We start from the raw sequence: 14219 nt of genomic DNA, 5'->3' as shown, positions 1-14219 counted from the left end.
CCTTCACCGCCTGGGCACAAAACGCCCGGTTCAATTGTTAACAATCACAATATAACGAGTGGCAGGACCGTGTCCTTTTTTCTTCAAGAGACCTTTGGTTACCATGTCTTGGAGGTCGTAAATGGCTGTTCTGGAGGAGATTTCTCCGCCGAGCAGCTCCTCGTATTCATTGCGGGTAATGCTTTGCAACTCTAGAATCCTGGGCCAAGCATCCTGTTGGCGGGAATTAAGTCCCACCGGGGAAGTGCGTCGTGCATTCGTCTCTATCGCCGATTTGCGCTCCTCGTTGTCCTTCCGGACGTATGCATTCTCCTGCGCTCTTTGTGGTGCTTCTTGTCTGTTTTGTTTTTGCCCGCCTTCCTTGTTGTTCCGTGAAGGAGCAGCCCCCAAGGGCGCATCGTTTTGTGGTGGGAGGGAAAACGCTGACATCTTTTGGACTTCTGTCTCAACCACTACGTCGGATGGGTGTGTGCCATCATGATCGAGAAGCAGTTCGTCTGCCTGAATGACTTCGTTTTCGCTCATCACGGCGGCACGGGTTACACAGTTTCGCAATTCGCGAATATTACCCGGCCAAGAGTATAGTTTCATGCGCTCCAGAGCCCCCCTGCTGAGCTTGAGATCTATTTTACCTGTAATTTGTTCACCTTCTTTTAAATAGTGCAGGGCAAGAAGCAGAATATTTTCTTTGTGCTCACGCAAGGGAGGCGTGTGGATGGTTATGACCTTGAGCCTGAAATAAAGATCTTCGCGGAACAGCTTGGCCTGAATAAGGTGGCGCAAGTCGATGTTGGTCGCCGCGATGACACGCACATCAACGTCCAGATCCTTGTCGCTCCCCAATGGTTTAATTTTACGCAGAGCAATGGCGCGGAGCAGGGATTGCTGTACCCGTGGAGATGCCACTTGGATTTCATCCAGGAACAACGTTCCACCGTCGGCTTCCAGGAAAGCACCCTTGCGGTCATTCTTTGCTTCCGTAAAAGCGCCTTTCACGTGTCCGAACAAGGTGTCCATGAGAAGATTTTCATCCAATTCGCCACAGTTGATGGAAATAAGCGGTTTTACCCTGCGATGGCTGTATTGGTGAATAGCTTCGGCCGTAAGTTGTTTGCCTGTTCCTGTTTCACCCACGATAAGCACATCCACGTCAACTTTGGACGCTTTAAGTATCTCTTCTCGCAACGTGTCCATACGAGGGCCGAAACCAATAATTTCCGGAATAGTACTTGGTCCCAACGACTCCGCCAGTTGCAGGTAGCCCTCATCGGTCTCTATTGCTTCGCGCATGTTTTCAGAACGTATACGCAAATCTCGAATGTGAATTTCTTCAAGCTGTTGTCGTATGGTGCGTAACATTTTATTAATTGCATCTTGTAACGATGCAGTTTCATAACTTGCATTGTGAATACTGATTGGATCAAGCCTGCCTGTAGTCTGTATATCTTTGACCGCCTCCGTCAGTCGATACAAGGGGCGCGTAACAAAACGACTGAGAAGGTAAATAAGCAGGGTGGCCAAAAGACCAGCTGCAAGAGTTATAATGAACATGACATCTACGTGCTTGTAGCCTGCCACAAGAGTCAGCCTGCTGCGATCTTCGAATGCCACGCCGGCATATGGAACAGAAGCTCCCTCCAGGCCAGGTTGGAACATTATTGGGGCATACGCCATGGAGTGCTCTTTAGAGAAGAAATCCCCGGGATAGTATTCCGTGACCGGCAGCAAACCCTGTTTTCCTTCTTTCACTTCAGCGACGATTTTCCAGAATTTTTGGCATTTGGCGCCGGGGCGGAAGGCACTGTCAAGATCAGGAAGTCCAATAGTTCCGGGGCAATCGCTACGTATAAGGTACGTTGCAAGTTCTGACGATGGGTGTTTTGGGTTGTCTGATTGGAAAAGCACCCATCCCTCGAGGTTGAACAGAAAACTATAGCGTACTTCTGGACTGCGTGCGTATGCCCATAATGGTGATTGCTCTGAATTATAAAGACTCAGGATATTACGAATATCTTTGGCATTGATGGACATGACGAGATAGCCGCGCATGTGTTCACCATCAAATACAGGGGCGGCAAGCAATATGGCATGCGCATTGAGCCTGTTGTTGGTGTTTTGCAAAGAGGGAAACGGATAGGAGACTTCGCGGATACCTGAAATCCAGGCAGTATCCTTTTTGAGGCTTTCGATTTTATTATAAATTTCTAATGGATCTGGTTCGCAGTCGCCAATCTCTCTGGGAGGCAGTTCCAGTATCTTACCTTCCTGCTGCACAAGCAGCACGTGCCCTTCATCACTGAGGGAAATGAATCCCAAAAAACAGTGACTTCTTTTGTTGACCATCACCTCGCGCTCCAGAAAGACACGCAATGATGCTGCGTCTGCACGACCTTGCGCGACAAAAAGCAAGGCTCGTTTGCAAGATTCAAGGTAATCTTCAATGGCCTGAACCTGGCCGAGGTTCTGAACTTTCACATTTCTTTGCAGGGCTATGGCGATGTGATCTGCGGAAAGCCTGTAAGTTAGGAAGCCAGTAACCGCCAACAATATTATCAAGGATGGCATCAGCGTGAGAATGAGTTTGCTGACGAGCGTATTTGAAAACAGCTTGTGAGGAAGCGGTAGAAATCCAAGCAGGCGTTGCTTGTTATCAAAAATGCTCATTATTCCAACCCCTTTTTGCAGAACGTGATCCTTTCGTCAGTTACGCAAGAATCATGCGCAAATCTAGATGTCCCCTATTTTCAAAATATTACGACTTTTCTCGCAAGCTGGTCAAGCATCGTGCAGTGGTATGGCAGTTGCTTTGTGTGTGGCATGACGGGGCCAAGCTCCTGAAAAAACGAAAACAAGCAAGGGGTAAAGCTGTATGGGAACAAATCGCGAAAACGGAAAGAAGATTTTGGTGGCCATGGATAATTCCACCTTTGCCCAAAAGGCCCTGAGAGAAGCCATCCGCTTTGCAAAATGCGGCATGGGAGCTCTGACGGTTCTTTGTGTGGCGCCAAGTATGGGGGCTTTGGATGAAATGCCCCCGGCTGTCACAGACAAACTGTTAGCGGAAGCTCAGGAGGTGGTGGATAGGGCCAAGGAGAATCTCAAGGACCATGGTCTCGAAGCGGATGCGCACATTTCGCAAGGGGTATCTCCAGCCGAAGCTATCGTGGACTATGCCCAAGAATATGGTTTCGACCTGGTGGTTGTGGGCAACAAGGGCAAAAGCAACCTGGAGCGTTTCATCATGGGTAGCGTGGCCGAACGTGTGGCAGCGCATGCGCCGTGCTCGGTCTGGATCGTGAAATAAAACCTTTTTTCGGAGGAAGTCTCACATGAGAACAAAGCGAGTAGGACTTTTCATCATGGCGCTCACTGCGCTGCAGGCCGTGATTCCCGGCTGGCTGTGGGCGGCTGGCGGTAGTGCCAGCGACCTGGTGGTCGTAGCAGACACCCGTCTCGTGCAGTCTGGCATCCTGCGCTATTTCGCGGACGTCTATAACACCAACCCGACTCTTATGGCTATCTGGGCCGTGGTCCTTACGGCAATGTATGGCTGTTTTCTTGGTTTTGGCATGGATTTCATCATGTCCCGCACTGGGCTGGACCTGAAGTCGCGTAAAATTGTGGAACATTAAAAAGAGGAGATACGGACATGATGGAAGGCGCAAACTGGCTCTATATGTACATGCCCGTAGCAGGCGTCTACATTTTTTGGCCGGGGCTGGTTCTCATCGGCTTTTCGGTCGGCGTCATTGGCGGTTTCTTCGGCATGGGCGGCGCATGGATGGTTACCCCCGGCCTGAATATTCTTGGTTTTCCTATGGCCTTTGCCATTGGTACAGATATCGCCCACATTGCGGGTAAATCCATGATTTCCACCATCCGACACGCCAAGTTTGGCAACGTTGACTATAAGCTGGGTGTGGTGATGTTGGTCGGCACCATGGTTGGTATTGAAATCGGCGCCCAACTTGTCATGCTCCTCGAACGAATAGGCCTAGTCGGTTCGGTGGTGCGTTGGGTGTACGTCGCCTTCCTGGCGCTCATTTCTCTGATGGTGTTCAGCGACTATGCCAAAGCCGTTTCCAAGAAGAAAAAAGGTGAGACCGGCGGTGAACATGGTACTGAAGGCTTCACCTGGTATAAGACACTGCATAAGATCAATATTCCTCCTATGATGCACTTCAAGGCCTCTGGCTTCACTTGCTCGGCCTGGTTGCCCATCATTGTCAGCCTGATGACTGGTATCCTGGCCGGTTTTCTGGGCATTGGCGGTGGCCTGTTGCGTATGCCGGCCCTGGTTTACCTCATTGGCTGCCCGACTCACATTGCCGTGGGCACTGACCTTTTTGAAGTTATGATCTCCGGTCTCTATGGCGCGTTCACCTTCGCTTACAAGGGGCGTATCGAACTGGTCGCCGTGTTCGTGATGCTGACTGGCGCCGCCATTGGTGCGCAGATAGGCACTGTGGCGACCAAGTACGCCCGTGGTTATGGCATCCGTTTGATGTTCGGCGCGGCCGTGCTCTGCTGCATGATCTCTATCATCCTCAAGCAGTTCAAATACAATGACCTTGCGGCTGTAGTCATCCTTGGCACCATCGGCGTCATTTGTCTGGTGATAATGAAGGTGATGTTCGTTGGCGCGTATCATGAACTCAAGGATAAAAAGAACAATGGCACTTTGGGTGACAGGGCTTGATGTCACCGCACAAGGCGACAAAACACGAGGAGAACGACATGCAAACAGTTAAAAGATTGATTCTGGGTATGATGCTCGCGGCTTTCCTGCTTCCTTCTGCAGCATTTGCCGCAGAAGTGGCGCAGGGAGTGTGTCAAACCTATGATCATGACGGCAAGGTTATTACGATTGAGGAATATGATACCAACTTCGACGCCGAACACAAGTACGGCACGCCCACTGGCATTATCACCGAGTTCGAAGTGACCAAGGCCAAAATTGGCATTGAACCCGAAAGTGGCGACATTCTGCGATTCGCCTATGTGCTGCATGGCGACAAGCGTCAAGCATTGAAGGTGATGAATGTTTCCAAACAGGATCTAATGAAGAAATAGTCCCTCACCCCCCCCTCACTTGCCGGGACCGTCACTCTGCCAGACGGTTCCGGCGTCTCAAGGGGGGCGCAAGCAGGAGTGTAAGGAGAGAAAAATGGACAAGCTCAATACAAAACAAAAGATTGCTCTGCTAACGATGGATGCGCTGCTGCTCATCGAACTGACCATGTGCGTTTATTACAGCTATCAGGATAAGGCTAACATGCCGTATCTCTTCATGCGCGCCTATGTGCCTTTGTGCCTGGGTACCCTGTTTTTCTTTAAATTTCTTATCCGCAAGATGCGCACACGTAACGTAGAGGACATACCGGCCAGCGACAATGCGTGAGGCCTTCACGCAACTACCCTGCGAGAATGAAAAATGCGCATCCGCCTGAATCATATCGCACTTTTTATATTCGGCTTGCTGATCTTGGCCATTGTCGATTCCTGTCAGGGAATCATCGAATCCTCTGGCGTCATCAGGGTTGTCCGAGGTGAGAGCGCGCCAATAAATGGGAAGCTCGACTCTACACTTCCGGATTTGGAAAAGCTCCGTGGTTTGGACACTTCCCCTGAGATGCTTGAAGCCAATCTGATGTATGAGAGCTCTAGCGAACTGATTTACCTAAAATTTTTAGAGCTTAAAGGCAGGATGTGGCGTGGTGAGGTCATTGTGCCCAACGATATGGAGCCAGGCGCCTTTGACCTGGTGGTGCACCAGCGTGGGGTTGCCGTGGACGAAGGCACACCACGCTTTGATGTTAGAATTTTCAAGACAAAAGAAGCGTTGCAGGCGGATTCTGCTACGTTTCTTCAACGGTTGGTCGGCATTCCCCCACTATGGCTTGTTATTGTTCTCCTGCCGTTAGGATTATTGATGCTTTATCTCGCTTACAGACAAAACGACAAGGAAGAAAGCAGGCTGCAATCAAGAGGACTTGGCGCCATCTATAAGTTGGCCAGGCATAAAGAGCACTGGGAAGTAATTTTTGGTCTTGGGCAGAAACATGGCATCCATACAGGGCAGGAACTCTATCTTCTGGACCGCTCCATGAAAGTAAAAGGATGCTTGGTGGCCAGGAAAGTTGGGGAAGACAGCAGCTTCGCCGAAGTTCCTTTGTCCGCGGATATTCGTCCCAGTTATTATATTTCGGACAGGATATCACATCCCAAAGAACCCTGATGCCAGAAGTAGCAGGGGGGCGCGTACTTAGTATATTTTCGAAAACGACCTGTAAGGAGGGGTTCGATGTCCATCAAGGGGCGCCTTTATCTGCTTCTGATCAGTATTCTCATCGGTTTTGCCGGTTTATTTTTCACTTCCTGGTTGGGACAAAAAACAATTGATAAATATGTGCGCCTGGCAGGCTTGGCGCTTGATGGAGAGGTAGAGGTGCTGCAGGCCAGGCGGCATGAGAAAAACCTGATAATGCGCAAGGATTTTGTCTATGTTGAAAGGGTGAGAGAGCGTCTGGATAATCTCAGATCAAATCTCGCGACTATAGCAGAATTAGACAATGACAATGCTGCAGCCTGTCGGAAGGCAGCAAGTGAAAGCAAAGCCTATGAGAAGGACTTTAAAGCCTTGGCGGAACTGATGCGAGAAATGGGTGTGGATGAGAGCCAGGGATTGCTTGCAGCTTTCATATCCGCAGCTCGGAAAATCGAAACAGATATTCAAAAAGTCAAAGACAAGGAAGCGCTCATCGCATTGCTCGAGTTGCGACGACAGGAAAAAAACTTTCTGCAACGTAATAGCGATAATTCTGCAGCATCTTTCAGACTGCGACTACGGGATCTGTATGCCAACCTGGAGCGGCTGCAAGAGGCAGGCACAGGGAATTTGCTATTGGACATCACAGCGTATGACACTGCATTCAGCCGTTATGCAGATGGCATGGCGCAACAAGCTTTGTTGCTCACTGCCCTGGTTGATCAGGGGCGCGCCATGGAACCTCTTGTTCTCGAGTTGAGTGCGCATTACAGGAAAAAGCGGATACAAACTGCAGAGAGTGTGACTGTCATAACATGGATAATGGAATTGTCTGTCACGTTTCTTGTTTGTTTGCTCATGAGGTGGATCACCAGAGGAATAGCATTATCTCTTGACTCCCTGAAGAAATATTCTCGGGCTGTTGTAGCAGGAGATCGCGACGTTCGACCCACTGGCATTTTTCAGGGAGAGTTCGGACAATTGCGGGATGATGTGACGGGTATGGTCAAACACCTCAATGAAAGTATTGAAGACGCCAAGTTGCAGGAACAGAAAGCAGCATGCCAAGCTGAGATGGCGCGCAAAGCACAAGCTGATGCCCTGGAACAACAGGCTCGAATCCAGGAGCTTTACGAAGCCAATACACGAGTTGCAGTGGAGGCTTCCAGTATCGCAGACAAACTTGCAGACGCGGCAGGAGCACTTTCCACCATGGCCGAGCAGGTGGCAAGTGGGGCGATCGTTCAAAAAGATCGCATGCTCGAAACAGCCACGTCCATGGAACAGATGAACGCTACCGTACTTGAAATCGCCCGCAACGCCGGACAAGCGGCGCTTGCTGCCAAGAAAGCACGGGAAAAGGCTTCCTCTGGCGCGGAAGTTGTTCACATGACTGGTAGGTATATGAATGAAGTAAGCAATATAGCCGGAAAACTTCAAGAAACCATGAAGACGCTTGGGCGTGACGCCAAAGGCATTGGAGAAGTAATTACCGTCATCAATGATATTGCCGACCAGACCAATTTACTTGCGCTCAATGCTGCCATAGAGGCAGCCCGTGCCGGTGAGGCAGGAAGGGGATTTGCCGTAGTGGCGGACGAGGTGCGTAAGCTGGCGGAGAAGACGATGACGGCAACCAGTGAGGTGGGTGTGAGGATCAGGGCCATTCAAGACGCAACACATCGCGTAGAAGATGGAATGTCCGAGGTCTCAGGCGCTGTGGACAAGGCGCATAGCCATGCGAAGGCTTCTGGCGAAGCGTTGCAGTGTATTGTGGCTTTTTCAGATGATACTGCGTTGCAGGTACAATCCATTGCGGCTGCCTCGGAACAGCAATCTGCTGCTTCGGAACAGATAAATACCGCAGTGGAGCAGGTAACGAGCATTGCCAGCGAATCAGCGGTAGGCATGGCGCAAGCACTAGACTCCTCGCGAGGGTTGGCCAGTATGGCGGCATCTTTGCGTACGTTGATACAAGAACTCAGGGCTTGAGACGTTAGCAAAACATTCATTTTTAATTTGCTTGCTATGAATTGGCTGGGCTTGTCCCAGCCTTTTTTTGTAGAGATATGAGATGTAGTATCGGTTCTTTGGACATGAAAAATACCCCGCACAAGGACAGAGCCTTTACGCGGGGTATCTTGTCAGAGTGGCGTACGACTGAGTTTTATGGAGACTGGAATCAGCAGCGTACCCAAAGAGCTCTGTTATTAAGCTTCTTCAACACCTTTTCCGTTACGGAGCCCATGAATATCTTGCGTAGCAGTCCAGTGCCAGAACCACTGCGGCCGGCTGCGATGACGGCAAAGTCACCGGCTTCGGCCTCAGAAAGAATAGCGTCCGCTACATCGTTATTGTAGGCGACCTTGGTGTCGATCTTTGTATTTGGGATGCCGGCAGCAGCGAGCATTTTACCCGCGCGGTCAAAAATCTGCATGGGATCACGTGGTCCGGCTGGATTATCACGCTTTACGCGTAGCATGGTGACCTTGTGCATTGTGCTGGGGCCCAGCATGGAGCCAACATGGTCCACCATACGGTATGCAGATTCGCTACCATCAAGGCAAAGAAGCACATTCTTGCTGGTAGGAAGAGGGTGAGCGCATAACCAGATTGGTACATAACAGGAACGCTGCAGCATTTCGTCAGTTATAGGAGTGCCACCTTCAAGAAATCTGTCCAGCCAGCTGCGGCCGCGGTTACCCAATACTATGGCGTCGTACTCCCCTCTGCGCGCCTCTTCCATGATATCCCAGACCTGAGAGACCGTTACAGGCTCATTTTTCTTATCTATCTGTTCCTTAGTGAAGCCCGACTGGCGCAAACGCGAACTTGCCAGAGCCAGGGCTTCGCGCCCTCTTGTTTCGTGCATGGCATAGATACTTTCCTCCATCTTGCCTTCTGCATGGATGGCTCGATACCCGTGCATTTTGCTGCTGGGAGGGGGCAACAAATGGAAAAGGGTAAAGCCGAGGTTTTCTTTATCTCCAAAGAAATGGCTCACAAAGGAGATGCCATGCATGTATTCTCCCTCATCACTAAGAGCCATCAAGAGCCTACGTTCATCCATTCTCTTTATCGTCAGTGGGGTTTCTCGTGTATGCGTATCACTCAGGGTTGCCATGTCGAGACTCCTTTTTACGTTTGCGCGTTCTTTCCAGGACAAGCAAAACATTTGCTCGTCGTAGTGAAGAAAGGCAAACTTCATACCATATCGCATGCTGCGAAATGCGTTCGCTATATACTGTAATCATTATTTATCGTAAAAAAGTAGTGCGAGATGAAGGGAGGTAAACCTCAGGGAAGGTTCTCTGCATTCCCTGAATTCTTGTTGCGCAATGTGAAATAGTATACTGATATTTAAAAAGAAAATTGAACTGCACAAAAGATGAGGCGCCAGATACCGCAAAATATCTCGCAAAGAAGAAAAAATGAAAAACAGATGGGTCTTTCAGTGAAAATTATGAAAGAGAAGGATAGTGGGGCTATTCTTTATTCGTCGTCGGGGTTTTCAAACGGTTCGACTTTAAAGGGAAACAATTCGCGAGCACGGGTGAGGGCCGTTTGCTCCACATCATAAAACCATTCTCTGAACTTGTGCATGAGTTGTTCGCCAAAAGGTGTGAGCTGATACCCCGCGGGATTGCTGCTGGCTTTTTCCAGTAATTTTTGTCCGAGCGCTTCTTCTGTATTTTTCAGCTTGCCCCAAGCTGCCCTGTAACTCATGCCCAGCATCTCAGCGGCCCCTTTCAGTGAGCCGGTTTTTTCAACGGCTTCCAGCAACAACAGGCGCCCCATCCCAAAAGAGAGGCCATTCTGGGATTCAAGCCAAAGGTGGAGACGAATTATAGAAGCGTCAGGATGCTTGGGCGCAGGTGATGAAGATGATTTTTTTTTCATGCAGTGTTTCAATAAACATAGATTTGCAAAGAATCAAGGGCGTTTGATTCTTCCCAGTAACCTGCAAGAATGATAACACTATTCAATATTTCAGTTGTGTTTAGATATAAGATGTCGAAAAAATTGAATAATGCAAAGACTGTAAAGGGGATATCCCCAGCATTTTTATACCGCCGGCATTGTCCGTGGCGCTGATTGAGAACTCGCTTTTTTATGAGAATGTCTCAAGGAGGTGTCGGCTTCATATGCAACAACGGATTTCAGGGAGAATCCAAGCCCGCTAAAAGGAATACGGGAATACTCTTCATTTTGTTGCTTCTGTGTTGTCGCCTGCATTCTGCCGTCCTTGTGGTTTTGAGGTGAATATTTATGTCTAATTTGGCATAATGCGGGGTTGCTGTCAAACTGGTCTGGATGCGTTTCTTTTTTGGGAAGGTATTCTGGTTTAGGACTGTCGGATGCAAATTGCGTTTGAAAATGTAGTGGAGAGGTTTTGCAGCAGAACTCGGGCTTCAAATTCTTATACCTTGTTTTCATATATGAAATATTGGACTGTTGGCATCGTTAGTCATTTTTCTTGACGATGTGACAAAAAATAACGTAAAAAATCTGCTTCACAGATGCCAACGTAGCTCAGTTGGTAGAGCAGCTGATTCGTAATCAGCAGGTCGTCCGTTCGAGTCGGATCGTTGGCTCCAGGAATTTTAAAGGGTTGCAGTCAAAAGGCTGCAACCCTTTTTCCGTATTGTCCTCTTTTCATTTTTTCCTCTTTATGCCCGCGTTTGGTGGTTGCTCATGCCTTAGTTTGTTGAAAGCTACCCCCAGGTAATTTGCCAGGAATAACTTTCCCTCCAACGAAATGAGGGCTTTTCTAATTGCGCTATCGCAAGTGCCCCCTCACTTGTGCTGCATTGTTCCGCGCTGCACGGGGGTAGTATCACGTTCATAAATGGTTGGCGCCACACCTATCGGTAATACCAGGCTCTCGACTACGTGGCTGCTTTGGCATATGAAAATTGAAAGTCTTACCTTATAAGATTCCAAGTGCAAGCACCCACAGAAACAGGGAATTCCATACCCGCATTGTTCCCGTGTTTGAGACCAATCAGGAGTCTCCGCCCTATGCATCGAGATAACGAGAGCTTCATCCAGTACTTATCGCGTTTGTGCAGCAATTCTCTTCGGCTGGAAATCTCCGACACACGAGCGAGAGATGTTTTTGAGAGTATTGCGGATGGCTCTCAGCCAGAAGTACGTTTCTATGTCATGGTGGTGGTCTCCACGCTCATTGCAGGTTTCGGGCTCATTACCAACAGCACGGCGGTGGTTATCGGCGCCATGCTTGTGGCGCCGCTCATGTCCCCCATCTTTGGCATTTCTTTGGCTCTGGTTCGCGAGGACGCCCAACTCATGAACCACGCCACCCGAGCAGAGGCGCTTGGAATGGCCCTGGCTGTTGCCATGGGTTTTGCTGTGGGGGCCATATTGATAGCAGTGGATCCCTATATCTCCATCACGCCGGAAATGCTTTCGCGTACCAAACCCAATCTGGCCGATCTTGCGGTGGCCGTGTTGGCCGGACTTGCAGGTGCTTACGCCCTGATCGACGAAAAAATCAGTCCTGCCTTGCCTGGTGTGGCCATTGCAACGGCCATTGTGCCCCCATTGGCCAACTCCGGGCTTTGCCTGGCCTTTGGCGCTTATAATGGGGCCATGGGGTCGTTCCTTCTTTTCTTTACCAACTTCATATCCATCCTGCTGGTATCCTCTATTTTATTTTACAGAGCGGGCATGCACCGCATTGCCGGTGTGAAGAGCCCGGATAAAATCATCCGTAAAGTTGGCCTAACAGCCATCGGTTTTTTGGTCATAGCGGGCGTGCTGGCCCATTCTTTGTACACAATCACCCGCAACCGTATTACCGACCATGAAATCAAGAAGCGTCTCACCGTGGAGCTGGCAGGGTATACCATCTCCGGCATAGACAAGCTCCTCACCAACGTTCATGACGGTAGGGTGCACGCAATGGCGCAGATTCATGCGCCGATAAAAGTCGATCCCGACATTGTCCAACGGCTAGAGGATCAGCTGGCGGAAAGGTTGGGGATGCCCGTCAGTCTGGTGGTGCGGGAAGTAAGCACCGATGACATTTCGTCCAAGGGCTCCAATGTGGCTGTGGTGGACCACTCCCTGGACGGTTTTTTTATCGATCAGGATGTACGGCCAGAAGTCCGTGCCCTGCAAACCGCCGAAAAAACCATAAAGGGATACCTCAAGAATCATACAGATTTGCACCTTGTGACGATTGATTATTTCAAGCACAAGCATGAGCCTGTGGTCCTGGCCAAAATCGCTGGATTCAGAAAGCTCGCCCCTGATGAGATAAACTATCTTCAGACTTCCATCCGTGAGGAAGTCCACGAGCCAAACCTCGAACTCATTTTACGTTTTGAAAATATTGCCCTTTACACAAACAAGGGGCCCATCCTTCCTGGCTGGGAAACCTCCATTACGCCGAGCAAAAAGCAGCTTCAGGTCATGAACTCTTTGGATCTGGCATTGCAGGACGCATTGCAAAAGAATGAGAACTACATTTTGGGGGCCGTGCATAAGGCCGTTGAAGAAAAGAGCTATGTTATCCTCGCAGAAATAAATGGGGCGGGGTTCTTTGAAAAGGACTATCTTATCAGTCTGCAGCGCGAGCTGGAAAAGCATGCAGACAAGCCCGTGAAGCTTTTCGCCTGGATCAACCAGGGAGCCGTGATGACCGATAAGGGGCTCGTTTCCTTTCAAGAGCTTTACCACTCGAGAAAAACGAAACGAAACCAGGAGGATATGGAGCTGATACAGCGGTCTTTGAGGCGGGTGCGCTAGGGCGGCAATGCATTTAGGAGTGGAGCAGGCTATGCATCTGGAATATTGAAAATTATCCGTACAGTTGAAAAGACTCTTAAGAGACTAATCAATCCAGTTCATGAAAATAGCAGCAACATCCTGCCTGTTTTGCAAAAGGACGCTGACTACTTTGGGGTCGAACTGCGTACCAGATGCGCCTTCAATTATGGCGATGGCGTCTTCTTCAGAAAAAGCTTTTTTGTAGGGGCGCTCGCTGCGCAAAGCATCATAAACATCCACCACGGCAACAATACGTGCTTCAAATGGAATATCTTCACCTTGCAGGCCGTAGGGGTAGCCTTGACCATCCCAGCGTTCATGATGGCAGAGCGCAAGAACTCTGGCGAGGTGTAGCAGTTCGTTGTCGTCAACTCCCCCTTTTTGCATAGGGTCCAGGCAGGTGTCTCTTGCCTCTCTTTTACTGGTGAGGGGGCCAAGGATATCGCACCCGTAAAGGCAGTGGCGCCGCATTTCCTCCCACTCCTCCTCGTCCAGTTTCCCGGGTTTCAACAGGATACTGTCGGGGATACCGATTTTGCCTACATCATGGAGTGGGGCGCATTCGTTGAGAAGGTCACAGCGCTCTTTTGGGAGTCCTGCTGCGCGGGCGAGCAGGGCGCTGATTTCGCCCACACGTATGACATGGTGCCCCGTGTCGTTGTCCTTGTATTCAGCAGCTCTGCTCAAACGCTGCATAACCTGGCGGCGGGTGCGCTCCACTTCTACAGTTCGCTCTTGTACGAGCTTTTCCAGATTATGCTGGTATTCCCGATTTTCACGGATCAAGCGGGAGCGCTCAAGTACCTTGTCTAGCGTAAAATTAATAATTTCAAGATTATGCAGCGGCTTGGTGATGAAATCCCAGGCGCCAAGTCTCATGGCGCGCATGGCGTCTTCCACGATGCCGACACCAGAGAGAACCACGATGGGAAGGTCTGGGGACAGTTCAATCGCTTGTGGAAGGAATGAGTAGCCATCCATTACGGGCATGTTGAGGTCAAGAATGATTGCTGACAGGTCTTGAAGATTGTTCTTCAATACTTCAAGGCCTTGCAGCCCATTTTCTGCCTCCAGAACCGCAAAGTCGCAGTCTTCCAGATACGCTGCTAAAGAGCGTCGCAAGCCTGCTTCATCGTCGATGATAAGTACCGTCACG

At 49.8% G+C, this 14219-nt stretch carries 12 protein-coding genes and 1 tRNA gene; 9 read left to right on the top strand and 4 right to left on the bottom strand.

Translation table 11 applies throughout. From position 1 onward, the window contains the following. Positions 1-30 precede the first annotated feature (30 nt). A complete protein-coding gene (locus ACZ5EH_RS19560) occupies positions 31-2664 on the bottom strand; it encodes a sigma 54-interacting transcriptional regulator (RefSeq protein WP_464275555.1) in 2634 nt (877 codons plus the stop codon). A gap of 205 nt (positions 2665-2869) precedes the next feature. Between ACZ5EH_RS19560 and ACZ5EH_RS19555 the strand changes: the two genes are divergently transcribed. From ACZ5EH_RS19555 to ACZ5EH_RS19525, 7 genes are all read left to right on the top strand, one after another. Continuing rightward, positions 2870-3304: a universal stress protein gene (locus ACZ5EH_RS19555; protein WP_464275554.1), complete on the top strand. Its 435-nt coding sequence runs from the start codon at positions 2870-2872 to the stop codon at positions 3302-3304. Positions 3305-3329: 25 nt separating this feature from the next. Next, a complete protein-coding gene (locus tag ACZ5EH_RS19550) occupies positions 3330-3632 on the top strand; it encodes a DVU0150 family protein (RefSeq protein WP_464275553.1) in 303 nt (100 codons plus the stop codon). A 17-nt stretch (positions 3633-3649) separates the two neighbouring features. Next, entirely contained in the window at positions 3650-4699 is a 1050-nt protein-coding gene (locus tag ACZ5EH_RS19545) for a sulfite exporter TauE/SafE family protein (RefSeq protein ID WP_464275552.1), read from the top strand. Positions 4700-4737: 38 nt separating this feature from the next. Next, a complete protein-coding gene (locus ACZ5EH_RS19540; RefSeq protein WP_464275551.1) occupies positions 4738-5073 on the top strand; it encodes a hypothetical protein in 336 nt (111 codons plus the stop codon). A gap of 94 nt (positions 5074-5167) precedes the next feature. Beyond that, the gene (locus tag ACZ5EH_RS19535; RefSeq protein WP_464275550.1) at positions 5168-5401 is read left to right on the top strand and encodes a hypothetical protein; all 234 of its coding nucleotides are present in this window, start codon (positions 5168-5170) and stop codon (positions 5399-5401) included. 33 nt (positions 5402-5434) lie between these two features. Further along, a complete protein-coding gene (locus ACZ5EH_RS19530; RefSeq protein ID WP_464275549.1) occupies positions 5435-6238 on the top strand; it encodes a hypothetical protein in 804 nt (267 codons plus the stop codon). Positions 6239-6304: 66 nt separating this feature from the next. Continuing rightward, complete coding sequence (locus tag ACZ5EH_RS19525; protein WP_464275548.1) at positions 6305-8260, top strand: methyl-accepting chemotaxis protein; 1956 nt, start codon at positions 6305-6307, stop codon at positions 8258-8260. 190 nt (positions 8261-8450) lie between these two features. Here ACZ5EH_RS19525 and ACZ5EH_RS19520 read toward each other — a convergent pair whose 3' ends face one another. Both ACZ5EH_RS19520 and ACZ5EH_RS19515 read right to left on the bottom strand, forming a co-directional pair. Beyond that, positions 8451-9392 carry a universal stress protein gene (locus tag ACZ5EH_RS19520; protein ID WP_464275547.1) on the bottom strand — a complete coding sequence of 314 codons (942 nt, stop codon included), beginning with the start codon at positions 9390-9392 and terminating at the stop codon, positions 8451-8453. 368 nt (positions 9393-9760) lie between these two features. Then, positions 9761-10054, bottom strand: coding sequence for a winged helix-turn-helix domain-containing protein (locus ACZ5EH_RS19515; protein WP_464275546.1), 294 nt, complete (start codon positions 10052-10054; stop codon positions 9761-9763). 736 nt (positions 10055-10790) lie between these two features. Here ACZ5EH_RS19515 and ACZ5EH_RS19510 point away from each other — a divergent pair. Further along, a tRNA-Thr gene (locus ACZ5EH_RS19510) sits at positions 10791-10866 on the top strand. Between the two features lie 424 nt (positions 10867-11290). Continuing rightward, entirely contained in the window at positions 11291-13042 is a 1752-nt protein-coding gene (locus ACZ5EH_RS19505; RefSeq protein ID WP_464275545.1) for a DUF389 domain-containing protein, read from the top strand. 84 nt (positions 13043-13126) lie between these two features. Here ACZ5EH_RS19505 and ACZ5EH_RS19500 read toward each other — a convergent pair whose 3' ends face one another. After that, positions 13127-14218: an HD-GYP domain-containing protein gene (locus ACZ5EH_RS19500; RefSeq protein ID WP_464275544.1), complete on the bottom strand. Its 1092-nt coding sequence runs from the start codon at positions 14216-14218 to the stop codon at positions 13127-13129. Between the last annotated feature and the right edge of the window lies 1 nt (position 14219).

Source organism: Desulfovibrio biadhensis (assembly GCF_055388615.1).
Note: the sequence above shows the minus strand (reverse complement) of the source record. Positions and strands in the feature narration are given on the sequence as shown.